This window comes from Ignatzschineria larvae DSM 13226 (assembly GCF_038500265.1).
Classification (GTDB): domain Bacteria; phylum Pseudomonadota; class Gammaproteobacteria; order Cardiobacteriales; family Wohlfahrtiimonadaceae; genus Ignatzschineria; species Ignatzschineria larvae.
Map to the genome: position 1 here is coordinate 1,993,391 of NZ_CP150637.1, position 24,446 is coordinate 2,017,836.

A 24,446-nucleotide genomic window follows, 5' to 3' on the forward strand; every position below is an offset into this window, starting at 1 on the left:
TGATAATGAAATGAGCCTCCATTATCTATCTAATTGATTTAATCAATCTACTGATACTTGAAAAGGGATAGCTTTAATGGCAACCATCCCTTTCTATGAGTATTCGTAATGCGGTGAAATACCTCAGATATTGAGTTAAATTTTCATCTTAAAATTTTACCATAAGAAACTTAATGAAGGATTACTCACACCCGCTAACAGTAACATATAGTAATTGATAGCAACAATCACGACTAAAGAGATGATACTAATTAGTAATCCGACAATCGCAAGTCCTCTAGGTTTTTGTGTTAATCCTACTAATGAGAGAATAAGACCTGTAAACCAGCCAAGCCAACCTAAAATAGGGAACCAGCCTGCAAATAGTGAAATTAATGCCACAATCAACCCTATTAAGCCGATCGTATTTGTTGCAGCTGCCAATTTGGGCAATGTAGACCTCGGATAGCCCTCAGACAGATCCTTGCCTCTATTTATATTGGGTACAGAATGAGGCACATGGCTCTGCGGCTGTTGTTTTTGTATTTGAGCCGGGGTATTTTGTGAGTCAACAGCATTCTCAACTGAAACCATTCCTTTTGAACCAATACGATGGAAGTTATCTTTGACTAATGGCTCATCATCAAGCATTACAGCACGATCTTTTGTCTCTTCTATCATTATAAGCATCCTTTCATAGATTGAAATAGATCTCTGTCATAGATTTCATAGCAGATCTCATCGAGAACATCGCTTAGCCAAGTAGATCTATTTAAGAGATTTTAAGGGAAATATTAATCATTAAATTCATCCTTAATTTGTGACAACAATGTTAAATTAAATCCTTAAAAAATCATAGATAAACAATGTAAAGATCTCGCTATAATCAGCCATAATCAACAATAATATTATTGATATATCTTCAAATGTTTTTTAATATCTTGAACCTTGAAAAAGCGTAAATTCCCATCTAATTATTTTTATGATTGAAGGCTAGGCAATGGAAAGAACACCTAACCTCACAAGCAATATGCTAAAATAACGATCATTTATTCATCTTGAGATTAACTGTTATGATCACTTACCCTCGTGCACAGTTGCATCGCCGACTTGGTGCGCTTTTATACGATATTCTCTGCATTGTTGCCCTTGAAATGGTTGTGGGTGCGATCTTCTTACTCTTTAATAGTGGAGAAGCCATTACTCAAGGACACCCACTCTATAAAGCGCAGCAGACCTGTTTTGCCATTGTTCCCTTTCTCTACTTTATATTCTTTTGGCTAAGAGACGCGCATACGACCGGCATGCGTGCTTGGCGATTACGGATTCAAACACTCGATGAGAAGCCTATTACTGCACCTAAAGCCATTATTCGCCTCTTTTGTGCCATATTAAGTTGGATTCCTTTCGGTTTAGGTTATTGGTGGATTTTAGTCTCACCGACAAGGCTTGCTTGGCATGATCGGCTCTCAGGAACCGAAATTATTCAGTTACCGAAAAAACCAAAAAAATAGTGCGGTACATACGATAGCGATCTTTTAATCATATCGTTCCTAATCACCTACCCCAATCCACTCATACGACTCTATATTCATCTTCACAAAAACTCTATCCTATGAAAAAGATTTCGCTTAAGACCCTGCCTATCCCTGCACAGAAACGCACAGTTGAATGGCAGATGGAAAATAGCGCCCACTTTGCACTGCATCTTGTTCACTCGGCTAAAAGTAGTGACCGAACCTTAGTTGTTATTGTGAATGATATGCGTCAAGCTGAAGATTTAGCTACTAATTGTCACTTCTTTGGCGGAGAAGCAGTGATTTTCCCAGATACAGAAACACTGCCCTATGACACCTTTTCTCCACAGATTGATATCATTTCAGAACGCCTCTCTGTACTCTATCGCCTCAAAGAGAATCAGCTTTCTCTCATTATCGTTACCATTCCAACTTTGATGCAGCGACTAGCACCCAGAAGTTTCTTCGATGGATCGGTGCTTATTTTCAAAAAAGATGATCAGATCGATCGTGAGCAATTTCGTGCCAATTTGGAAGCTGCTGGTTATCTCAATGTACAACAGGTTTTATCTCCAGGTGAGTTTGCTGCCCGAGGTTCGGTCTTTGATCTCTTCCCGATGGGAGAAAAGATGCCGCTTCGAATCGATTTCTTCGATGATGAGATCGATTCTATTCGCACTTTTGATCCTGAAACTGGTGATACCTTAGCCACATTCCCCTCAATCTCCCTGCTTCCGACTCGGGAATTAGATACCAGTGAACGAGGCCTTGCGACCTTTACACAGAAATACCAAGCTACCTTTTCCGATGATCCAGCGCTCCTGAAGCGCGCCTATCTCTATCAAGACACGCTTAAGGGTAATCTCCCCTCCGGCATTGAAGGATATCTTCCGCTCTTCTTTGAGGAAACAGCCACTTTCTTTGACTATCTGCCGGCAACGAGTACATTAATGCTCTTCCCTGATATTAATACAGAAGGACTGAGCTTCCATCAATTAGTGGAAACCCGATTTGAGCGCTATCGACATGATCAAGAACGCCCGATCTTAACCCCTTCTCGGCTCTATCTCACACCCAAGATGCTAGAGGGTCACTTAACACAATATCCGCAAGTCTTATTACAATGGACTACCAAATTCCAACCACTGGTTAATTTAGAAACCTTACAACAACAAGTTGAAAGGGGTTCTGCTCCTTATATCTTAACGGCGGAAACCTCAGGGCGCCGAGAGAATCTACTCAACCGTTTAGAAAATGAATCTATCAAGCCTAAAATGGCTCAAGATATCGCTGAAGCCTTTCACGCTCCTCACCCCTTAATGCTGGTAACAGGACCTTTAACCCAAGGATTTAGTAATCACAATCCTGATTTTCGCTTTATTACTGAAGCAGAATTCTTAGGGATTAAACCTCGTGCCTATCGCGCTAAAGGGAAAGTAGCGGATATTGAAGCGATACTTACTAATCTCGATACTTTAGAGATTGGCGATCCGATTATTCATATCAATCATGGCGTCGGCCGTTATGTCGGTATGGATATCATTGATGACACCGAACTTGTGGTTATTCAATATCGCGATAATGCCAAGCTCTATGTGCCGGTCACTTCTCTCGACTTACTCTCGAAATATTCCGGCAGCGAAAAACAGATGGCACCACTGCATAAGCTTGGCACAGATCAATGGGATAAGGCGCGCCGGAAAGCCGCGGAAAAAGCCAATGATACTGCGGCCGAACTTCTCGATATCTATGCAAGACGGGAAGCTCAAACCGGCAAAGCGATGCACATTCCCATAGAGTATGAACTCTTTGCCAAACAATTCCCCTACAATACAACGCCCGATCAACAGCGGGCAATTGATGAAGTGATTGCGGATCTTGAACGGGGGAAAATGGATCGTATTATCTGTGGAGATGTAGGTTTTGGGAAAACAGAAGTCGCAATGAGGGCTGCATTTATGGTCGCGATGAATGGTTATCAAGTCGCCATTTTAGCACCGACAACCCTATTAGCAGAACAACATGCTGCAGCTTTCCAAGACCGTTTTGCCGATTGGCCTATTAAGATCACGGCGCTCTCTCGTTTTCGTAAAACGAAAGAGACTCGGGAGATTCTTACTGCTGTTGCCGAAGGGCAGATCGATATTGTCATCGGTACACATAGATTACTCTCAAAAGATACCACCTTTCACAAACTTGGATTGGTCATTGTCGATGAGGAACATCGTTTTGGAGTGAAGCAGAAAGAACGGTTACGAGAATTAAGAGCTGAGGTCAACTTCATGGCGATGACCGCAACGCCTATTCCTAGAACCCTCAATATGGGACTCACTGGCTTAAAAGCACTCTCCATCATTGCAACACCGCCGGAAAATCGTATTGCTGTTAAGACCTTTGTAAATGAGTGGAGCGATGAACTGATTGTCGAGGCTTGTATGCGGGAATTTAAGCGTGGTGGACAGGTCTACTTTCTTCATAATGAAGTGAAAACGATTGAAGCAGTACAACAACGCCTACTTGAGCTGATGCCCGATATTAATATCGGTATTGCCCATGGGCAGATGCATGAAACAGAGCTTGAGCAGGTGATGCTCGATTTTTATCATCATCGCGTGAATATCCTCCTCTGTACCACTATTGTAGAATCAGGGATCGATGTCCCCAATGCTAATACTGTTATTATTAATCGCGCCGATCATTTAGGACTTGCACAATTACATCAAATTCGTGGTCGTGTAGGCCGCTCCCATCATCGTGCCTTTTGTTACTTAATTATCCCTGAATCTGCAGCTATGACCTCAGATGCGAAAAAGCGTATTGAAGCGATTGCCACAACAGATACCTTAGGCGCAGGCTTTATGCTAGCGAATCATGATCTTGAGATTCGAGGGGCTGGAGAACTGCTCGGCGATGCGCAAAGCGGGGAGATTAATGCCATTGGTTTCTCTCTCTACATGGAACTTTTAAGTGAAGCGGCTGAAATGGTAAAACGCGGCGGTAAGCTTGATGTGGCGGATCCTTTTAATAAAGGTCTAGAGATCTCCATTGGCGCCCCGGCCTTAATTCAAGAGGATTATCTCTTCGATGTATCACAGCGACTCTCTTACTATAAGCGCATTGCAAGTTGTAAAAATAGTGATGACCTTGATCAAATTCAGGTAGAGATGATTGATAGATACGGTCTGTTACCGGATAGCACCAAACGTCTCTTTAGAATTGCAGCGCTCAAACTGAAAGCAAAACCGCTCAATCTGAAAAAAATTGAAGCCACAAGTCGTGGTGTTCGCATTATTTTTGGAGATCAACCACGAATTAATCCACAAAAGCTGATTAAACTGATTCAAGAAAAACCACAGTTTTATCAACTTCAAGGACAAGAAGCCTTACGTTATCAAATTCCATTAGAGAATGCCGACATTAGACTCAATGCCATTCAACAATTACTCGATCTGCTGATATGAGTGAGTTATATCAAGTTATTATAGTGTTATAAAAAAGCGATAAGGCTTAAATCTCTTGCAAAAAGTAGAAATTAGTAGAAATTGCTTGTGATAAGATAATTTGTAAATATGATAAACAAAATTTAATCAACAATTTTAAAATCAATAACTATATTAAAAAATAGATATCCCGGCATTGATGCCGAGATGCTCGCAGAAGGATTTATGTTATGAAACAACTCTCGATTGTTATTTTGGCTGCAGGACTGGGCTCTCGTATGAAATCAGAGCTTCCAAAACCGCTTCATAAAATTGGTGGAAAACCAATGTTAGAGCATGTGCTCCACTGCGCGCGCCAATTAAATCCTGATCGGTTAATTGTGGTTTATGGTCATCGCGGAGAGGAACTTAAAGCTGCTTTTACCCATCATGATGATATTACTTGGGCTAAACAGGAGACTTTTGAAGGTACTGGCGATGCAATGAAATATGCCCTCCCACATACGATCGAAGGTTCAACCGTATTAGTACTCTATGGGGATACCCCATTGATTCAAGCACCTACCTTACAAAAACTCATCGATAATGCCGAGAAAACACGTCTTAATTGGCTTATTTCCACTGTCGAAAATCCAATGGGTTATGGCCGGATTATCCGCGACCATAACCATCATATGATTGCGATCATCGAAGAGAAAGATGCAAATGAGACCGAAAAAGAGATCAAAGAGATCAATACCGGTATTTTTGCCATCTGCCAAAGTTTCTTAAAAGAAGCGCTTCCTCAGATCAATAATAACAATCAACAACAAGAGTATTATCTAACAGATGTTGCCAAACTTGCAGTCAAAAATGGTATTACAATACATACCTTTGAAGAGAATCCTGCCCTAATTCAAGGCGTCAACGATCGCGTACAACTCGCAACCCTTGAGCGTTACTATCAAAAAGAGATGGCCAAACAATTGATGCTCAATGGCATTACGATCGATGATCCGGAATCATTAACCATTCGAGGTACAATAAAGAATGACCTTGATTGTCATATTGAACCGAATGTTATATTAGAGGGAAATATTGTCCTCGGTAAAAATGTCACGATTCGTACCGGCTCTGTTCTGAAAGATGTTGTGATTGGCGATAATACGACAATCCATCCTTACTCTGTTATTGAGAAGGCTTCCATTGGTAAAAATGCGGATGTTGGACCATTTGCTCGCGTACGAGAAAATAGTAAACTCGGCGATCATACACGCGTGGGGAACTTTGTAGAGACTAAAAATACCACTCTTGGAAATGGTTCAAAAGCAGGTCATCTTGCTTATCTTGGCGATGCAACTATCGGTGTTGAGAGTAATATTGGGGCCGGTACTATTACCTGCAATTATGATGGTACTTTAAAACATCGCACTATTATCGGCGATCATGTCTTTATTGGTTCTAATAGCTCACTAGTCGCACCGGTTACTATTGGTGATCATGCTTCAACGGCTGCGGGGGCGATTGTTCCCAAAGATGTGAAAGCACATACGCTGATTCGTAATCGTCTAGAGATCCTTGAGAAAGAGAAATAAATTCATCAAATAACACCATCATCCATCGAATAAATCTAATAAAGATATAACATTTTGATATTAAAAATCTTTATCTAGTGAATGGGATTGTGTTTTAGATCATAAGTCAATTATAAAGTTATACATGCTCATTATCTTTGATGATATAATGACGCTAATATAGATTTATTACACATTGCTGTATCGAATAAGTGTGCTGAGCAAAAATCATTTATTGAAGCAGCTTAATTTTCAGTAAATAGCATACTCATAAGGAGCTTAGTATGAAAAAATTACTCGTTGTTGCTGCTGCATTTGCAGCTTTGACTGCCCCAACTTTTGCACAGGTTGATCCTGAACTTGCAAGCGCTTCAGGTTGCTTTGCTTGTCACCGCCAAGATCAAAAACTCATCGGCCCTAGCTATGATGAAGTTTATGAGAAATATCAAAATGATGATGGTGCTGAAGCTTATCTCGTTGAGAAAGTAAAAACAGGTGGTTCAGGTGTTTGGGGACCTATTCCTATGGCTCCTAACTTACATGTGCCAGAAGCAACGATTCAGTTACTCGTACAACAAATTCTTCATAAAGCAAACTAATTTAAGAAACGTGATTTTATAGGTCACACTTATAGTTGTAAGCTTAATAATGAGTCATCGAAATAGAAACACCCTGAAAAATTCAGGGTGTTTTTTTCATGAATCATGATTTATAGTAAGGTCGGCTCAAAATAAGCCCATTTAAATGCCGGCACATCGGTTGTAAAAAGAAAGATAGCCATTCTATCCGGCATCTTGCAAGTGTTGTTTAGTGCGATTTGATGTTCTCTTAAAGTTCCACACTAACTACATAAAAACCATTTTTCTTAAACCAAATTTACGATAGATCTATTCCTCACTATTCTCTTTTGCCCACAGTATTTCAAGTGCATCAATGACTTCATCACTACTATCTACAATCTGAAATTTATTGAGATCATTCTCAGCAATTAACCCCTCAGTGACTAATGTGGTTTTAAACCAAGCAAATAACGGTGCCCAAAAAGCACTATCCACGAGAATAATCGGTTTAACAGCCATCTTTTTCGTCTGCATTAAAGTAATGGCTTCAATCAGTTCATCTAAAGTACCGAAGCCTCCTGGCAGACAGATATAAGCTTCAGAATAGGCCATAAAGATCGTTTTACGCGTTAAAAAATGCTCGAAAGAGAGAGAGAGATCTTGATACTCATTCGGAAACTGTTCTTTAGGGAGCTTAATATTAAGTCCAATAGAAAGACCATTTCCTGCTTTACAGCCGCTATTACCCGCTTTCATAATCCCAGGGCCACCGCCCGTAATAATCGCAACACCTCTTCTCGACAACTTTTCAGCAATTTCAAATGCTAATCGATAAGCAGGGCTCTCTTCAGTGAGACGCGCAGAACCAAAAATACTCACAGAAGGGCCTATATTATCCAGTTTCTCAGAAGCCGCATTCAACTCTGCAACCACTAGATCAATATCAAATAAATGGGGTCTTGGCTTAAAATTAGCAAGCGATCTGAAAGCTAATTTTCCCTCTTTTCCTATATTCCCCTGCTCTGTACGTTGTTCCACGCGATACTCCTTTTTTATGATCTTTTATGATGTTAACAATGATGGTCATGATACATTCATCATAAGCGCTTTAGCATAACCGATCTTAACTATCGACTCAATGTATCTAGTGAATGTTGTAGATAAACATCGAATCGTGTGTTCGGCGACTCAACTGAGTGGCTAGGTTTTAAATCTGCCACAAATTCCGCTCCCTTTGGTCGCTTCACAACAACACGTGGGACACCACTTGTAAGCGCATTTTTAAGTAGCAACTCATTATCTAAATCCGCACCCACTAAATTACGAATAATCCGAAGCTCCTTTTTGACTAGCGCCGATTTTTTCCGCTCAGGATACATAGGATCCATATAAATCACATCCGCTAAAGGAACAGCTATATCACTCATTTGCGTCTCTTGATGATCTCTGTTTTGCAAAAAAGCAATTGCATCTTCGGGCATTAAATATAGATATGGATCTACTGCAGTACCAATATCTGCCTGCCCCACAGGTTGCGAAAGCTGTGCTAAGCCATACTGTAGTAAGGTCTGCAGTACAGGATTACGCTCAAACATGAGTACTTGTAAACCTGCAAAATAGAGGAGCGCTGAATCCCGCCCGAGCCCTGCAGTCAAATCCCAAATCCGTTGCCGCTCCGTACTCTTCCAACCTACTGCACGAAGCAAGGGTTCTTGCGCTTTATTGAGTTTTTGCATCCGATATTGTAGCTTTTTAGAAGTAAAATCGATCTCTAGATTCCCAGCTTCTAAATCTTGCCAATAAAATCGTGCGCCATCCCAAATAAAACGGTTAATATCCGATTGATTCGAGTGTGAAGTATGATCTAAGCAATAGGCCTCAAAATCTTGTAATTCAATCTTTAAAGAGGTGGGCAATTGAATAGGATGCTCCAATCCTTTTTTGATTATTTCAAAAGGATATACGCTCTTTGGATATACGCTCTTTTGCTCCATCATCTTACCCCCATATCGATCATCATTATAGACTTATTCACCGTTTTCCCCTGAGTTATCTACAAAGTTATCCACAGGATATCCTCACTCTGTAAATGACTGTTCCTATTGCCGGAAAGTAGTATAACGGTTTTCGACTGAAAGATAACAACTATCCCCTATAAATATAGTAAATTTGGTTTAAGAAAAATAGTTTTTAAGCAGCTAGCATCGGATTTTAAAAAGAACATAAAACTGCGTATTGAACGACACTTGCAAGATGCCGGATAGAACAGCTTCCTTGCCTCGATCAACCGATGCGCCGGCATTTCAATAATGCCTTATTTTGAACCGATATTACTATAATGAGGAGAGCAAGCACCTCATCAATATTCGCTTATCAAGCTTCCCTTATCAATCCGCAATCTTATCTGCGCTCAGGTCGCATTCAGCGAGATGGTCGTACACCATCCCCGCAGCTTGAAGAAAAGCATAGGCTGTTCGACTACCAAAAAATTTAAATCCAAACTTTTTGAGCTCTTTTGCAATTTCATCAGATAGAGGTGTCGTAATAGGGCTTAACGCTTCAGGCTGATAAACGTTGATGATCGGTTTTCCGCCTACTTTTCCCCAAAAATAATCACTGAAAGAGCGATATTGTTGACAAAAAGAGAGATAACGCTCGGCATTATGAATCATTGCGCTAATCTTAAGCCGATTGCGAATGATGCCAGCATTTTGCATGAGTTGTTCGATATCAACATCATCCATTTGACTCATCAAAAGCGGATCAAATCCTCTGAAAGCTTTACGATAAGCCTCCCGTTTTGAAAGCACAGTCCACCATGAAAGTCCGGCATGTTGCGTTTCAAGCGCAAAAAGTTCCCATAACTCAGATTCACTCTTATTAGGATTACCCCATTCATCATCATGATAAGCTTGGTAGAGTGGTTGTGCGCCACACCACCGGCAACGATGAATGATCGATTTCTCTCCTCTTTCTACGCCCTTACTCATTCCTTTATGTTCCTCATTTACTTTCATTAATCGGAATATGAATGTTGAATATTATGACACGCTTCACCTATTCATTTTCATCTATTCATTCTTCCATTCGCACTTATACCCCCATGTTACAATCACTAAGTGATAATATGAATTATATAGACCATAAATACGGAGATATCCCTATATCTTCAACATTTTTTCCATCCTTTCAGGATGACGTTCTCCACGATTTAATTACTCGCTTGATAGCCACGATCAAGTGCTCGAAAAGCTAAACTCTCTGTTAAATGCCGACTATTAATATTCGTTTCCCCCTCAAGATCCGCTATCGTCCTTGCAACGCGCAAGATGCGATGATAACTTCTTGGGGAAAAATTGAGCCGTTTTTGTGCCATTTCGAGTAATTTCTGTTCAGTTTCTCCTAAATGACAATCTTGCTCAATATCTCGCACCGCAAGATCTGCATTCATCTTCCCTCGTCTTGTTAGTTGTTGTTGCCTTGCCCTTTCTACTCTAGCGCGAATCATCTCTGATGTTTCCCCTTGTTCACTACTTTGTAGCTCCTCGGTACTAATTCTCGGCACCTCCACATGCAAATCAATTCTATCTAACATAGGTCCCGATACACGCCCACGATAACGGGCAATGGCATAATCACTGCAGGTACAATCATGTACAGGATCACCATAATAACCACAAGGACAGGGATTCATGGCCGATAACAGTTGAAATTTAGCAGGAAAAGTGACCTGCTGCATCGCTCTAGAAAGATGAATAGAACCCGATTCCATAGGCTCCCGTAAAACCTCTAATACATGCCGGTTAAATTCCGGAAGTTCATCAAGAAAGAGAACACCATGATGCGCCAGTGAAATCTCCCCAGGCTTAGGGTAAGTTCCCCCACCCACTAGTGCCACAGAAGAAGCCGTATGGTGAGGCGTTCGATAGGGGCGAACGCCAAATTGTTCTGCTCGAAATCCTTGCCGACTCACAGAAGCAATCATCGCACTCTCAATCGCTTCTTCCCGCGTCATACTCGGCATAATTGTAATAAATCGCGAAGCAAGCATCGTCTTCCCCGTCCCCGGAGGCCCAATTAAAAGAAGATTATGCCCACCTGCCGCTGCGATCTCTAGCGCTCTTTTTGCGAAAAACTGTCCTTTTACTTCTGAAAAACAACGATTTTGAATCGAAGATTCTACAGTTATTTCCGGGGGGCGTGAAAGATCAATTCTCCCCTCTATAAAATCCACCACAGATCTTAGATCAGATGCCACTAAAAAACGATCATATTGCAGAAAGCCAATCTCTTCTGATCGCTCTTTAGGCACAATCAAAATTCCCTCTTCTTGCATGACCTGAATGGCGGTGGGGAGTAACCCATTAATAGGACGCAGTTCCCCTGTTAAAGCAAGCTCTCCGACAAACTCATAACGACTGACGTCAGAAGCAATCTGCCCTGATGCTTCTAATACCGCTAATGCAATGGGTAAATCATAGCGCCCACCCTCTTTAGGCAAATCAGCAGGGGAAAGATTAATGGTAATTTTTCGATTCGGAAATTCAAACCCTGAATTCACAATCGCCGCAATCACACGATCCTTACTCTCTTTCACCGCCGTCTCAGGCATTCCTACAATCGTAAATGCCGGCAAGCCATTACTAATATGTACCTCAACCCGCACTTCCGGTGCTGACAGAGCATCTAATGCCCGAGTATGAATTACTGAAACCATTATGTTCCTCTCTTACTACTAAAGATCTTTAATAGTAAGATTAGGTAAAATTACGGATTTAGGGGATTTTCGCCGAGAACAATTTTGTCAGTGAAGAAATAGCAAACTCACTTTACATACTTTCATGGTAAAATAGCTCTATTTTAATTAGACAATCAATAGAGTGATGGGCTATCGATATAGCTCACAACATTATTTAATCATTGTTTGTCTTAATCCTTATTCTTGATACAAGAGGTAAATTTATGGGATTTTTACAAGGTAAACGCGCACTTATCGTAGGATTAGCATCGAATCGTTCGATCGCTTGGGGAATTGCTAAGGCAATGCGTGAACAAGGCGCTGATTTAGCATTTAGTTTCCACGGCGAGCGATTAGAAGAGCGTGTCCGTAATATGGCAGCGGAACTTGAGTCTAATATCGTTTTCCCTTGCGATGTGGCAAGCGATAGTGAAATTGAGACATTGATGACATCTCTGCATGGGGTTTGGCCTGAAGGGTTTGATATTGTGATCCATTCTGTGGGTTTCGCGCCAAGAGAAGCGCTTGAAGGTAATTACCTTGATACTGTCACTCGTGAAAACTTCCAAATTGCGCATGATATCTCTTCTTATAGCTTCGCAGCGCTTGCAAAAGCAGCACGCCCTTATCTCCGTCCTGGCGCTTCACTCTTAACGCTCACCTATCTGGCAAGTGAACGCACAGTGCAAAACTACAACGTAATGGGATTAGCAAAAGCCTCGCTTGAAGCCAATGTCCGTTATATGGCAGCAGCTCTGGGTGCTGATGGTTTCCGAGTCAATGCTATTTCTGCGGGCCCTATTCGTACACTTGCGGCATCAGGAATTGCAAACTTTAAGAGCATGCTTTCAGCCTTTGAAGCAGCGGCTCCAATCGGTCGCTGTGTCACCATTGAAGAAGTGGGGAATGTTGCTGCATTCCTTTCATCAGATCTTGCATCAGGTGTCACTGGGGAAATCACCTATGTCGATGGTGGTTTCAATACTGTAATTGCAGGCATGTAATTAAGGCCTCATGACAATATTAGAATATTGCGTCAAGCCCAAATAGTCCTAATCCAAAGTAGACTTAGCCCCAAGAGATCACAAATAAACTCTTGGGGTTTTTATTTTATTTCAATAAGTTATTTTAATTAACTCATTGCAAACTGATAGTTGTCATTCTCGCCTTTTCATTTTTTATCTTTTTGTAACATTACAACAAGACATAAAAGTGAGAAGGCGTTTCTATTCTATTTCACAATAATTATTTTTAATAATCAAAACCATATAAAATATGCCTTAGACTATCTATGAGATAAATCAATTATCTCTATGCTAAAAGTACGATATACATTTGACAAGGTAAGTAATAACGACTATGATATGCAGGACGCTTGAGCAATCGAGCGTTCTCCTCCATATCCTCCTTTGGTGGTTATTTTGCCGACTCTTTTAGAGCTCGGCTTTTTTTTGCCTGTGAAATGGTCACATTTCTACACGACCTTCCCAAATAGCGATGGGGAAAAAAGCGTTATTGCCTACTTTTTTCTTCAAATTACCTAAAAACCTTACTTTTTCCTCATCAAAATGTTACAAATTATTAAAAAATATTAATAATTATCATAACGTTGTCGCTATTTTAAAGTTAGAACCTTGATTAATGATAATTATTAAAAGAATTCCTTTTCAGTTTAAAGGTAATTATTTTAAAATAGCGCCTTAATTATATTTGTCTTAAATAGACCTCTGTACTATCTGGAATTATTATGAAACAATCCCGACCTACATTATCTCGACTATTCAGTAGCTTTCTAATAGGAGTCAGTTTAATGACAACCTTGCATAATCCGCTCTTTGCAGATGATCAATTAAATGTAGATCAAATGCCTCAAGCCCAACTAGTTCAAATGGATGCTTATCCTTTTCCTAGTTTAAGCGCTGCAAACAAAACTGAAGTGATGCACTATACAATGCCTTATCGCACAGGGGAAATGGCCAATGCAAGCGCGCTTCTTTTCTACCCTGCAACTGAAAAACCGCAAGAAGGTTGGAAAATTGTTGTCTGGACTCATGGAACTGTAGGTGTTGCTAATAACTGTGCACCGAGCTTACAACCCATTAATGATAACTTTAAAGTGCTTGCACAATCACTTTTAGATGCAGGTTATGTGATTGTTGCACCTGATTATGAGGGCTTAGGTCAACAGAGAATCCATCCTTACCTAAATCTCAAAAGTGAGGCTGATGCGGCCATCTATGCCGTCAATGCGTTAAAGGCAGCAAACCCTGATGATTTTCAAGGCGATTGGATGGTTGTCGGTCAATCTCAAGGCGGACAAGCGGCGATCGGTACGGCTGAATATGCGAATGATGATCCTTATTTCAAAGGAGCTGTCGCAGGCGCACCCGCTTCTAGTTTAGATTATATTATTGGTACTGTCGCACCGAAAGCCTTAACACAACTCGATCAAGCTGAAGCCAATGCCGGGATCCCTATGCCAGAACGTAACTCGCTTCACTCTTTTGCCACCCTTCTCTCTTATGGCGCTTTTGTCGGGATCGGTATTAAGGCTGATCATCCTGATTTTGATTATGAATCACTCTTCTATCCTCGATCACAACCATTTGCTGCAAAAGCTGAAGATCATGAGAATCAACCGGGACTTTGCCTCAATGAATTACGAGAACTCTGGAAAGCAGATATCCGCGCATTTTTAGCCGAAGACCCGAATCATCAATTAACTGATTACCCTGGCATTAATATCGATATCTTTGAGCATAATCCAGTATTACAAGAGTTCTTCAAAATTAGCCAACCGGGCACACAGCGTATTGATAAACCGCTTCTAATTATCCAAGGAGAAAAAGATACCAATGTTCCGGCCAGCGTAACAACTATCCTTGCTGAACGATTGAAATCATTAGGCTCAGAAGCAGTAAATCTTGTCATCGTTCCTGAGGCATCACATCAAGAAGCTATTGTTTGGGAGAATGATCGTGTCGTTGAATTTGTCAAATCAATAATGCCTGCAAAATAGAGGCTAAATCTTTCGAAATATCATCAACACAATAAGTACAACAAATACAATCAATATTCATAAAGTAAGGTTACCGAATAGAGGTAACCTTTTTTATCACTAACTAAAATCGATCGGATCAACCTCGATCAACAAGCGAATATCTTTACGTACATTCGCCTCATAAATATAACGTAGTTGCAGCGCCATTTGATGGAGTTTTGCCCGAGATTGGGATTTTAAAATAGTATGCACCCGATAGTAATCTTGCCGGCGGCTCAGGTTATTAGGCATCACTGGCGTGACTTCAACCTCCTCCATTTCCGGCAAAAAGGCCATAATTCCCTCTAAATAGTGATAAGCATCCATTTCACTGCGTGCTTCAACTTGAACTAAAATCTGGTAAGCATAAGGTGGCAACTCTAATAGCTCTCGAATCGCTAAAGCCTCTAATGCATAAGCATGATAGCCTACTTTCGGCAACTGATGAAAAAGCGCATGCTCCGGGAACATTGTCTGCACCATTACTTTTCCTCGTTTCTCACCACGGCCTGCTCGCCCTGAAACCTGAACTAAAAGCTGTGCTAGCTTCTCATCTGCCCGAAAGTCATTGGCAAAAAAGAGTCCATCGCTATTCAGTAGGACTACTAACGTGATATTGGGGAAATCGTGCCCCTTCGCTAACATCTGCGTACCGATAATAATATCGGCAGATTGCTCCCCTATTTGAGTCAAGTGCGCTTCTAGATCACGACTATTTTTGACGCTATCTCGATCAAAACGAAGTACATTCGCTTGTGGAAATGCATCACTTAAAACCTTTTCAATCTTCTGTGTTCCCACACCTAACTCTTTGAAAGTCTTGCCACCACAGGCGGCACAATGATCGGGATAAGGATAGTGCCGGCCACATTGATGACAATGCAACTTTCCCGTTGTTCGATGATAATTCAGATAGCAGCTACAATGATCACATTCAAGCATCACACCACAATCAAGACAAGCTAATACCGGGGAAAATCCCCGGCGATTTAAGAAGATGAGGACTTGCTCTTTACGCACAATAGTTGCTTCAATCGCCTCTAATACTCGATTAGAGATACCATCATAGACCTTCTCTTCATGACAATTGATAATCTCCCAATCGGGCATTTCCCCAGATACCCGCTCCGGCAAGGGATAGTAACGAAATCGCCCCTGTTCAATATTTAAAATACTCTCATAAGTGGGGGTTGCACTCCCTAAAATAAGCGGTACAGACTCTAAAATAGCCCGCTTAATAGCACTATTGTGCGCTGAATAACGTACACCATCTCGCTGAATATAAGAACCATCATGCGCTTCATCGATAATCATCAAGCCTAATCGTGCAAAAGGGGTGAAGAGCGCTGAACGAGTTCCGATGACTAGATCTAATTCCCCCAACATAGCACCTCGCCAAGTGGTAAATCGCTCGCTATCAGTCACTTGTGAATGAATAACTCCAACGCGAACGCCTAAAGCCTGAACGATTCGACTCACAAATTGTGGCGTGAGACCAATTTCCGGCACTAGCATTAAGACCTGCTCACCTCTTGCTAATACCGCCCTTGCAATCTCCGTATAAACCGCAGTCTTACCAGAACCTGTAACGCCTTCAATAAAAGAGATTCGATCTTGAGGACTTCGCGCTTCAACCGCTTGATGCACAACAGAATCAACAATCGACTGCTGTGCTTCTGTTAGCTGATGTGCGGGCTCTTTTGTAGGAAGCTGTGGTGAAGCAATCTCATTATGTAGCCGTTCCTGAACGTCTAACAGCCCCTCTTGGACTAAAGCCCGGCAATGGTTTTTGAAATTAGGGAAAGCATGCAACAGATCCGCTTCGCTATAATGTTTGCCAGGGGAAAGAGATTTAAGGATCGCTATCTTCGCCTTTGCCCTCTGATTCTCTTTGGCTTCTCGCCACATCATGCCGGTAGGTGTAATTTGATAGCTAAGCCCAGCGGCAAATAGTGAACGACCTTGCCGAAGTGATACCGGTAAAAATAGCTGAATCACCTCCCCAATCGGAGCATGATAGTAACTTGCCATCCACTTCGCCAATGCTAATAGCTGAGGCTGTAAAATCGGGGCTTCATCAAGGATTATTGTAACGGCTTTGAGCTTTTCACGAGGATAATTACTCTCTGATTTTACCGTCATCACAATACCCACAACTCGGCGACCAGCAAAATTGACCTCTACACGAATGCCCTCTTTAACAGGAATCGGCGTTAGATAATCAAAAGTTTTATAGAGTGGACAGGGTAAAGCCACTTCCACAATATCTGCCGGTTGCTCCATCAATCTCTCCTCTCCTCATAATTGCCGAATAGTGAACAGAGTATAGTTTACCATCTCTGTCTTAAATCCCTATAAGATCATTTTGTTGTATAAAACTGTCGCAATAAAAAAACCAAGCGCCCGAAGATGCTCAGTTTTATAGTAAGATCATTTGAAAATAAGCATTATTTAAATGCCGGCGCATCGGCTGATCGAGGTAAGAAAGCTGTTCTATCCGGCATTGTGTAAGTGGTGTTTAATAAGACTCTATGTCCTTTTAAATTCCCTATTCGCTGCTCTAAAACAACCCTGAAATCCTAAATAATCATTCATTTAGAATGGAATACGCTTCATAATTCGCGTCAAGAAACGAGAGAGTCCTTGGCGAACCGTTGTCTTCTCCACATACTTAATGCTATAGACATTATAATCGTCAATAGCATCTAAAATATAAGCATCACTTGTTTTAAGTTCATCCACTAACTTTAATTCTAAGCCTTTCACCGCCAACCAATATTCACCGGTTGCAATCGCTTCGATATCCAATTCAGGACGATATTGCTGTACAAAGCTCTTAAATACTTTATGAATTTCCACTAATTCTTCGGTAAATTTCTCTTTCGCCTCATCGGTATTCTCACCGAACATTGTCACCGTGCGCTTATATTCTCCGGCGGTAAACTGTTCATAATCCACATTATATTTTTTTAATACTTTATGGAAGTTTGGCATTGCCGCAACGACACCAATAGAGCCCACAATAGCAAAAGGTGCAGCCACAATATGATTCGCCACGCACGCCATCAAGTAACCTCCGCTTGCGGCGACTTCATCAACCGAAACGGTCAGTTTAAGACCTTTGTCCCGAATACGTACCAACTGAGAAGCTGCAAGCCCATAGCTATTCACCGCCCCACCTGGACTGGTTAATTTCAGTAAGACTTCATCTTCCGGCTTAGCAATATGCAAAAGTGCCGATACCTCTTCCCGAAGATTCTTCACCTCTTCTGCATGCACATCACCATCAAATTCTAATACATAGAGTGTTTTCGATTTAGGCTCAACACCCTCCTCTTCCTCTTTTTTCCAGAATTGCCAGAAGCGCTTTGGTTTTGTCTCTTTAGCCGTTTTTGCAGATTTTATACTCTGATTAGATTGTGTTGATTGTGTTGATTGTGTTGATTGAGTCGACTGATCTGATCCTACAGAGCTATCTCTCTCTGAAGCATTATCTGCTTCTTGCTTATTCTCTGCTTTATCTACACTATCAGCATTATCTGATTTTTTGTTTTTTGATATGTCAGATTGATCATTCTCTTCTGAATCTTGTTTACTAAACTCTAAAAATCCTTCCTCAATTTGGGTAAAACGATCGCCGAGATCTTTAAACTCTATTTTACCGCCACTATTGCCGCTATTCGTATTACGCAGTGATACCAAAAAGAGAATCAAGGCAATAAATCCTACTAATAAGGTCGCCGTTTTTGCCAAAAAAAGAATAAAATCAATTAAATAAATCATATATATCTATATCACCTAATGATAAAAAACCTGATTCATCTTTTCAGAGAATCAGGTTGAAATGTGTATTATCTCTACTAAACTACAGATTGTAGCAGAATAATAATATTCGTTATCTAATTTAAGCATTCAACTTTTAATATAGATTAATCTTTCTATCAAAGCTGACTTTAAATGCTTTAGTTTATTAGATCGATATTATTTTTTCTCAGCAGGTAACTCAACTTTAACGCCTTGTTGTACTTTATTCACATATTCTTGGAATAGAGGCTGTGCAAGTTGTAATTTAGTTGCTTCATCTAAATCAGCATAAGGTTTGATATCAAGATCACGAACATCATCTAATACAATCACGTGATAACCAAATTGTGATTGCACAGGTTTTTGACTCATCTCACCTTTTTTCATAGTTTTAAGCGCTTCCCCAAAACTTGGATCCATCATTGATAAACGGAACCAGCCACCAATACTGCCATCACGTTCAGCTGTTGCTGTATCGAGTGATTTCTCTTTGGCATCTTTTGCGAACAATGCTTTTTTAGCTTCAGGTGTTTGCTCTTTGTTGATTGCATCGATGATTGCTTGTGCTTCTTCTGCAGTCTCAACTAAGATATGTGATGCTTCATACTCTTGTTTTTCAAGTTGAGAAACAGCGGCTTCATACTGTGCTTTAATCTCAGCATCAGAAATCTCACCTTTTGCTAACATATCTTGAAACAGAAGGTCAGATAAGAAAAGATCACCAATTAACTTCACCTTCATTTGATAATCTTTGTCTTTATCAAGACCACGCTTTGTTGCTTCTTTTGCTAATGCTTCCTGTGTACCTAAAAGGAGCACCAACTGCTTTGCAAGCGCTTCATTTTCGACCGCATTAGCTTCAACACCTTGAGAGAGAAGTAAGAAATTTTCAAATTCACTCTTAGATACTTCGCGTCCATCAATTGTAGCAACGGGATCTTGAAATACATATACAGATTCTTCCGCGACAGCAGGTGCAGCAGTTGTCGCAGCAGGTTGTTGTGCGACCGCCATTGAAAATGCACCCATTAATGCTGTAGTTAATAATGTTGTTTTGAATAATTTTCTCATTTTTACTCTTTCCTCATGGTTTTTGAGTCATAATTTGAATACTTAATGCATGAATCTCTTCTTGCATCATGGTATCTAATGCTTGATAAATCAAGCGATGTTGCTTAATTAATGTCAATCCCTCTAATTTAGGTGAGGCAATTTTCACTGTAAAATGCCCACCGCCACCGCGTGCTCCCGCATGTCCTATATGCAGATGACTATCATCAATCACCTCTAAATAAGAGGGTGACAATGAATCCATTAACAAGCTTTTAATTTTATCTAATTTTGCTTGATTATTCATCTTTTTTATCTTTCTTTTAATATTAAAGAATAATATTACTATTTAACTCTAATAAAATTTATATTGATAACTTATATTCACTATAGCTCATATATACCGGCGGAATCCAATTCCCACTTGTATACATTATAAGCCTATCGAGTAACAGCTTCTTAAAATACTAATGAAGATCTTCATCCTTCTGAGATCTGTATTACTCTTCTTGCTTCTGTTGTTCAATGCTCGCTTTTGCAATTTTATATGCCTTACTCTTTTTGACTAGATAGATAATTAGAGTTAAGGCTAATATAAATGTAATTGCAGGGTTGATAATCATCTTAAAAGTCATCCAAATATCATTTGAGAGCTCTAATAAGACAATAATGCTATTGAGAAGCGCCATCATCAACATATAAGCCGCCCACCATAAATTAGTGCGTAACCATTCACTGTCTGGTAATTCTAATTCTAGAGGCTTCTCAAAAATCATCTTAATCGGTGATTTTTTAAGATAAAACATCCCAACTAATCCTAAGGCGATCACCACATTAATAATCGTCGTGCGCCATTTAATAAAGATGTCATTATCAAAATAGATCGTCATCGCCCCGAACAGAATCGTAGCCACAAGAATCAACCAATCTTTACGCTTTGTCGTATAGCGAAAAAAGATCAGAGAAACAACTAAAGCAATAAAGGCACAGCCTACAAGTGCTTTCGTCGCAAGTACTAAATCTTTATTAAAAAAGAGGTAGATTGCAATAAAAAGAATGGTTCCTAATCCTAAGATTAGCTGGGGGATGGCTTGATATTTAGATTTCTTTGATAACTCGGTCAAGGGAAGCTCCATCAAATACATTATAAGTGATTAAACTTTTATCAATACGGCGAATTAACCCTGTTAAGACTTTACCTGGGCCACATTCAACAATTGTTGTGACCCCTTCACGAACTAATTGCTCGATCGTTTCTGTCCATCTCACAGGCTCATAAAGCTGACTAATCAGCGCTGTTTTAATCTCTTCTACATCATAATGGGCTTGCACATCTACGTTATGAATCACCACTTCACTCGGTGAAGCTAGCAACATGTTATCTAGCATCGTTGCAAGACGTTCTGCCGCAGGTTTCATTAATACAGAGTGAGATGGCACTGAAACAGGTAGCAAGAGCGCCCGTTTTGCACCTCGTTCTTTTGCAAGATCGCAGGCAGCCGCTACCGCCTCTTTTTGACCGGCAATCACAACTTGTCCTGGAGAATTAAAATTCACAGCAGATACAATACCTTTTTCTGCTGAATCTTCACAAAGCGCTATAACAGCCGCATCATCTAATCCCAAAATTGCAGCCATTGCCCCTGTTCCTTCCGGCACTGCTTCTTGCATATATTGTCCGCGGAAATGCACTAATCGTACCGCATCTTTAAATGCCATAACACCAGCAGCGACTAAGGCAGAGTACTCACCTAAGCTATGACCTGCAAAAAAAGCAGGTTTTGCACCATTTTCTGCGATCCATACACGCCACAGTGCGATACTGACAGTTAAAATCGCAGGTTGCGTGATCTCTGTTTTGCCAAGGGCAACTTCATCACCGCTGCGAATAATATCAGATAGAGAAAAACCTAAAGCCTCATCAGCCTCTAATAAAGTCTGTTCAACAATGGCATGATCTAACAGATCTGCAATCATACCTACAGATTGAGATCCTTGTCCTGGAAATACAAATGCTAATGTTTGATTAATCTCGCTCATCTCTTCTTCTCTTTTACTATAAATTAATCTTAATTCATTTAGCTTAATTCAATCTTAAGCTATAAATAATATTACTTTGATCAATCTGTCGATATTACAATACTGCGATAAAGAGTATCGACCCTTTCGCTAGCACACGCTGTCTCTTTGACATTCTTAATGCAACAGAGGCTTCTTACACTATAGGATCGTAATAGAATACCACTATGTTGTCTCTATTACGATCCTATTCAATTTCTATATCACGCCACTTGGGACAAACTCTATCAATCAATGCATCAGCCTAATATTCTGATATCATTTTATGAGCTATCTATGGATATTAATCACTACATTCTGACTAGCGCTGAACCCCACGTAAAACCACCGCCGAAAGCTTCCATCAACACTAAATCACCTTTCTTAATACGACCATCTTTCCGCGCCACATCAAGCGCTAAAGGAATACTCGCTGCAGAGGTATTGGCATGCTGATCAACGGTGACAATCATCTTCTCTTTGGGCATACCTGCGCGCTTTGCGGTTGCCGTCATAATACGCAAATTTGCCTGATGAGGAATGAGCCAATCAATATCATTCCCTGTAAGATTTGCTGCTGTCAAAGTCTCTTCGACAATTTCATGAAGCTTTGTGACTGCATGCCGAAATACTTCATTGCCTTTCATCTGTACAAAAGGATAGATATCGGGCTTAGAGATAACGCTCTTTTTCACAGACAAGAGATCTTGATAACGACCATCTGCATGTAGGTGTGTCGCAATAACCCCTTCATCCTCAGTTGCTTCTAGTACAACCGCTGCCGCACCATCACCAAAGAGCACACATGTGGTGCGATCTTCCCAATCTAAAATTCGAGAATAGATTTCAGAACCAATAATCAATACCCGCTGTGCACTACCAGCTTTAATAAAATTATCCCCAATGGATAACGCATAGATAAAGCCAGAACATGCAGCACTAATATCAAAGGAAGCAGCGTGATGATTCCCGAGCATCTCTTGTACTATTGTCGCTGTAGAGGGGTAAGTCTGATCTGGTGTCGTTGTTGCAAGCACAATCAGATCAATATCATCAGCTGTAATATTGGCATCCGCTAAGGCATTTTTCGCCGCTTCAAAGGCTAATGCCGCAGTCGTTGCATCATCATCTGCTATATGGCGTTGGCAGATACCTGTCCGCTCCACAATCCATTCATGACTCGTATCAACCGTTTCAGATAACATCTGATTAGTGACAATATTAGGTGGCAAATATTGCCCTGTTCCGATTATTCTTGAATTCATCCCTATCCAACCTATTCTTCTGACTGCTTCATCTCCGCAGTTTCAAATTGTTTACGCATCTTCTCAATGATCTTTTGCTCCACGAGCTTCACCGAAATCTCTATTGCATTTTGAAAAGAGATTCGATCAGCATTGCCATGGGATTTTACCACAATACCACGTAATCCTAATAAACTCGCACCATTATGTTTGCGAGGATCGAGCTTTACTTTCAAATCGTTAATAACAGGAAGCGATACTACCGCCGCACATTTCGTGAAAAGATTACGCTTAAATGAACTTGAGAGTTGATTCACGATCATTTTAATCGTTCCTTCTAACGTCTTAAGCGCAATATTACCGGTAAAGCCATCTGAGACAATCACATCTACATCATCGAAGAAGATTCCATCAGGCTCTGTAAAACCAATATAATTGAGCCCCGAATTTTCCATGAGAGGCACCGTACCACGAACTAACTCATTCCCTTTCATCGCTTCTGTACCGATATTCATGAGTGATACTTTAGGCTCGGGATCTCCACTCACTGCAGATGAGAGTAATGCGCCCATCTTCGCAAATTGATAAAGGTGTTCAGGCGTAACATCCACATTTGCGCCTAAATCGAGCAGATGAACATACCCCCGCTCTCTCAATGAAGGAATAGAAGTACAGATTGCCGGACGCATAATGCCAGGTAACGTTTTCAGGACAAATTTAGCGGTTGCTAGTAAGGCACCCGTATTTCCGGCTGACATCGCAGCATCCGCTCGTCCATCTTTAACACAATCAATCGCAACTCGCATAGATGAATCTTTCTTATTCCGCAATGCACTTTGCGGTGCATCATCCATCTCCACCACTTCTGTTGCAGGAATTAAGGTAATTCTTCCCGATTTAAAAAAAGGTTCTTTCTCCAACAATGGCAACAGTTCATCACTTCTACCAATTGCCAATACAGAAAGATTATCATGTACATTAAGAGCACTCACAACGGCCGGCAAGAACTCCTGGGCACCATTGTCACCGCTCATCATGTCGACAGCGAGTTTAATTTGCATCTGATGATTCTTAATCACTTTGCAATTCCTACTTCATTTTCCTATTTAATAATAAAAAACCTACGCTATCTCCAATCCAAGATATATGCGTAGGTCTTTCGATAAATGTCTATCGATCCTAAATCAACGAGGATTACTCTTGATCGATAACTTGTTCATTTTTAGTGATCACTTTACGACCACGGTAATACCCATCTGCAGTTACGTGATGACGTAAATGAGTTTCACCAGAAGTCTTGTCAATGCTCACAGGACGAGCAGTTAAGAAATCATGCGCACGACGCATGCCTCTTTTTGAACGGGTTACTTTCGATTTTTGTACAGCCATGTTAACAACTCCTAAAATACAAATTCTGTTAAGTGGTAGAAACTACTATAGCGAATTTACGAAATTCATTATTG

The 24,446-nt window shown here is 40.6% G+C and carries 20 protein-coding genes; 6 read left to right on the forward strand and 14 right to left on the reverse strand.

The annotated features are described in order from the left end of the window. Window positions 1–156: 156 nt before the first annotated feature. Window positions 157–660, reverse strand: coding sequence for a hypothetical protein (locus WMO13_RS08240; protein WP_051396027.1), 504 nt, complete (start codon window positions 658–660; stop codon window positions 157–159). A 392-nt stretch (window positions 661–1,052) separates the two neighbouring features. Between WMO13_RS08240 and WMO13_RS08245 the strand changes: the two genes are divergently transcribed. From WMO13_RS08245 to WMO13_RS08260, 4 genes are all read left to right on the forward strand, one after another. Beyond that, complete coding sequence (locus WMO13_RS08245) at window positions 1,053–1,493, forward strand: RDD family protein (protein WP_026878135.1); 441 nt, start codon at window positions 1,053–1,055, stop codon at window positions 1,491–1,493. Window positions 1,494–1,594: 101 nt separating this feature from the next. Continuing rightward, entirely contained in the window at window positions 1,595–4,957 is a 3,363-nt protein-coding gene (gene mfd, locus WMO13_RS08250; protein WP_026878136.1) for a transcription-repair coupling factor, read from the forward strand. Window positions 4,958–5,166: 209 nt separating this feature from the next. Then, window positions 5,167–6,510 (forward strand): bifunctional UDP-N-acetylglucosamine diphosphorylase/glucosamine-1-phosphate N-acetyltransferase GlmU, encoded by a 1,344-nt coding sequence (glmU, locus tag WMO13_RS08255; RefSeq protein ID WP_026878137.1) that lies wholly within the window; start codon window positions 5,167–5,169, stop codon window positions 6,508–6,510. Between the two features lie 263 nt (window positions 6,511–6,773). Then, window positions 6,774–7,088 (forward strand): c-type cytochrome, encoded by a 315-nt coding sequence (locus tag WMO13_RS08260; protein ID WP_026878138.1) that lies wholly within the window; start codon window positions 6,774–6,776, stop codon window positions 7,086–7,088. A 288-nt stretch (window positions 7,089–7,376) separates the two neighbouring features. On the opposite strand, the gene WMO13_RS08265 is transcribed toward WMO13_RS08260, so the two are convergent. The 4 genes from WMO13_RS08265 to WMO13_RS08280 form a co-directional block, all read right to left on the reverse strand. Beyond that, window positions 7,377–8,087: a TIGR00730 family Rossman fold protein gene (locus WMO13_RS08265; protein ID WP_051396028.1), complete on the reverse strand. Its 711-nt coding sequence runs from the start codon at window positions 8,085–8,087 to the stop codon at window positions 7,377–7,379. An 89-nt stretch (window positions 8,088–8,176) separates the two neighbouring features. Further along, entirely contained in the window at window positions 8,177–9,046 is an 870-nt protein-coding gene (locus tag WMO13_RS08270; RefSeq protein WP_051396029.1) for a class I SAM-dependent methyltransferase, read from the reverse strand. Window positions 9,047–9,436: 390 nt separating this feature from the next. Next, on the reverse strand, window positions 9,437–10,039 hold the full coding sequence (locus tag WMO13_RS08275; RefSeq protein ID WP_169727756.1) for a DNA-3-methyladenine glycosylase I: 603 nt from the start codon (window positions 10,037–10,039) through the stop codon (window positions 9,437–9,439). Window positions 10,040–10,260: 221 nt separating this feature from the next. Then, entirely contained in the window at window positions 10,261–11,769 is a 1,509-nt protein-coding gene (locus tag WMO13_RS08280) for a YifB family Mg chelatase-like AAA ATPase (RefSeq protein WP_026878140.1), read from the reverse strand. 242 nt (window positions 11,770–12,011) lie between these two features. Between WMO13_RS08280 and WMO13_RS08285 the strand changes: the two genes are divergently transcribed. Both WMO13_RS08285 and WMO13_RS08290 read left to right on the forward strand, forming a co-directional pair. Next, on the forward strand, window positions 12,012–12,791 hold the full coding sequence (locus WMO13_RS08285; RefSeq protein ID WP_026878141.1) for an enoyl-ACP reductase FabI: 780 nt from the start codon (window positions 12,012–12,014) through the stop codon (window positions 12,789–12,791). A gap of 806 nt (window positions 12,792–13,597) precedes the next feature. Then, a complete protein-coding gene (locus WMO13_RS08290; protein WP_051396030.1) occupies window positions 13,598–14,806 on the forward strand; it encodes an alpha/beta hydrolase family protein in 1,209 nt (402 codons plus the stop codon). 99 nt (window positions 14,807–14,905) lie between these two features. Here the strand turns inward: WMO13_RS08290 and priA are convergent, their stop codons facing one another. From priA to rpmF, 9 genes are all read right to left on the reverse strand, one after another. Further along, on the reverse strand, window positions 14,906–17,110 hold the full coding sequence (gene priA, locus WMO13_RS08295) for a replication restart helicase PriA (RefSeq protein ID WP_051396031.1): 2,205 nt from the start codon (window positions 17,108–17,110) through the stop codon (window positions 14,906–14,908). A gap of 312 nt (window positions 17,111–17,422) precedes the next feature. Continuing rightward, a complete protein-coding gene (gene sohB, locus WMO13_RS08300; protein ID WP_051396032.1) occupies window positions 17,423–18,610 on the reverse strand; it encodes a protease SohB in 1,188 nt (395 codons plus the stop codon). 198 nt (window positions 18,611–18,808) lie between these two features. Next, on the reverse strand, window positions 18,809–19,702 hold the full coding sequence (locus WMO13_RS08305; protein ID WP_026878143.1) for a peptidylprolyl isomerase: 894 nt from the start codon (window positions 19,700–19,702) through the stop codon (window positions 18,809–18,811). Between the two features lie 13 nt (window positions 19,703–19,715). Beyond that, the gene (locus WMO13_RS08310; protein WP_026878144.1) at window positions 19,716–19,988 is read right to left on the reverse strand and encodes a BolA family protein; all 273 of its coding nucleotides are present in this window, start codon (window positions 19,986–19,988) and stop codon (window positions 19,716–19,718) included. A gap of 193 nt (window positions 19,989–20,181) precedes the next feature. Beyond that, window positions 20,182–20,805, reverse strand: coding sequence for an inner membrane-spanning protein YciB (locus WMO13_RS08315; protein ID WP_026878145.1), 624 nt, complete (start codon window positions 20,803–20,805; stop codon window positions 20,182–20,184). Next, the gene (gene fabD / locus WMO13_RS08320) at window positions 20,780–21,721 is read right to left on the reverse strand and encodes an ACP S-malonyltransferase (RefSeq protein WP_026878146.1); all 942 of its coding nucleotides are present in this window, start codon (window positions 21,719–21,721) and stop codon (window positions 20,780–20,782) included. Before fabD ends, WMO13_RS08315 begins: the two co-directional genes overlap by 26 nt. Before the next feature lie 329 nt (window positions 21,722–22,050). Beyond that, complete coding sequence (locus WMO13_RS08325) at window positions 22,051–23,004, reverse strand: beta-ketoacyl-ACP synthase III (RefSeq protein ID WP_026878147.1); 954 nt, start codon at window positions 23,002–23,004, stop codon at window positions 22,051–22,053. Between the two features lie 11 nt (window positions 23,005–23,015). Continuing rightward, window positions 23,016–24,044 carry a phosphate acyltransferase PlsX gene (plsX, locus tag WMO13_RS08330; RefSeq protein WP_026878148.1) on the reverse strand — a complete coding sequence of 343 codons (1,029 nt, stop codon included), beginning with the start codon at window positions 24,042–24,044 and terminating at the stop codon, window positions 23,016–23,018. A gap of 133 nt (window positions 24,045–24,177) precedes the next feature. Next, complete coding sequence (rpmF, locus tag WMO13_RS08335; RefSeq protein ID WP_026878149.1) at window positions 24,178–24,372, reverse strand: 50S ribosomal protein L32; 195 nt, start codon at window positions 24,370–24,372, stop codon at window positions 24,178–24,180. Window positions 24,373–24,446: the final 74 nt, after the last annotated feature.

What these genes read in the sequence shown, in the direction of transcription:
- WMO13_RS08240 (WP_051396027.1), bottom strand. Translation starts at nt 660, where the DNA reads ATGATAGAAGAGACAAAAGATCGTGCTGTAATGCTTGATGATGAGCCA.
- WMO13_RS08245 (WP_026878135.1), top strand. Translation starts at nt 1,053, where the DNA reads ATGATCACTTACCCTCGTGCACAGTTGCATCGCCGACTTGGTGCGCTT.
- mfd (WP_026878136.1), top strand. Translation starts at nt 1,595, where the DNA reads ATGAAAAAGATTTCGCTTAAGACCCTGCCTATCCCTGCACAGAAACGC.
- glmU (WP_026878137.1), top strand. Translation starts at nt 5,167, where the DNA reads ATGAAACAACTCTCGATTGTTATTTTGGCTGCAGGACTGGGCTCTCGT.
- WMO13_RS08260 (WP_026878138.1), top strand. Translation starts at nt 6,774, where the DNA reads ATGAAAAAATTACTCGTTGTTGCTGCTGCATTTGCAGCTTTGACTGCC.
- WMO13_RS08270 (WP_051396029.1), bottom strand. Translation starts at nt 9,046, where the DNA reads ATGATGGAGCAAAAGAGCGTATATCCAAAGAGCGTATATCCTTTTGAA.
- WMO13_RS08275 (WP_169727756.1), bottom strand. Translation starts at nt 10,039, where the DNA reads ATGAGTAAGGGCGTAGAAAGAGGAGAGAAATCGATCATTCATCGTTGC.
- WMO13_RS08285 (WP_026878141.1), top strand. Translation starts at nt 12,012, where the DNA reads ATGGGATTTTTACAAGGTAAACGCGCACTTATCGTAGGATTAGCATCG.
- WMO13_RS08290 (WP_051396030.1), top strand. Translation starts at nt 13,598, where the DNA reads ATGACAACCTTGCATAATCCGCTCTTTGCAGATGATCAATTAAATGTA.
- priA (WP_051396031.1), bottom strand. Translation starts at nt 17,110, where the DNA reads ATGGAGCAACCGGCAGATATTGTGGAAGTGGCTTTACCCTGTCCACTC.
- sohB (WP_051396032.1), bottom strand. Translation starts at nt 18,610, where the DNA reads ATGATTTATTTAATTGATTTTATTCTTTTTTTGGCAAAAACGGCGACC.
- WMO13_RS08305 (WP_026878143.1), bottom strand. Translation starts at nt 19,702, where the DNA reads ATGAGAAAATTATTCAAAACAACATTATTAACTACAGCATTAATGGGT.
- WMO13_RS08310 (WP_026878144.1), bottom strand. Translation starts at nt 19,988, where the DNA reads ATGAATAATCAAGCAAAATTAGATAAAATTAAAAGCTTGTTAATGGAT.
- fabD (WP_026878146.1), bottom strand. Translation starts at nt 21,721, where the DNA reads ATGAGCGAGATTAATCAAACATTAGCATTTGTATTTCCAGGACAAGGA.
- WMO13_RS08325 (WP_026878147.1), bottom strand. Translation starts at nt 23,004, where the DNA reads ATGAATTCAAGAATAATCGGAACAGGGCAATATTTGCCACCTAATATT.
- plsX (WP_026878148.1), bottom strand. Translation starts at nt 24,044, where the DNA reads ATGCAAATTAAACTCGCTGTCGACATGATGAGCGGTGACAATGGTGCC.
- rpmF (WP_026878149.1), bottom strand. Translation starts at nt 24,372, where the DNA reads ATGGCTGTACAAAAATCGAAAGTAACCCGTTCAAAAAGAGGCATGCGT.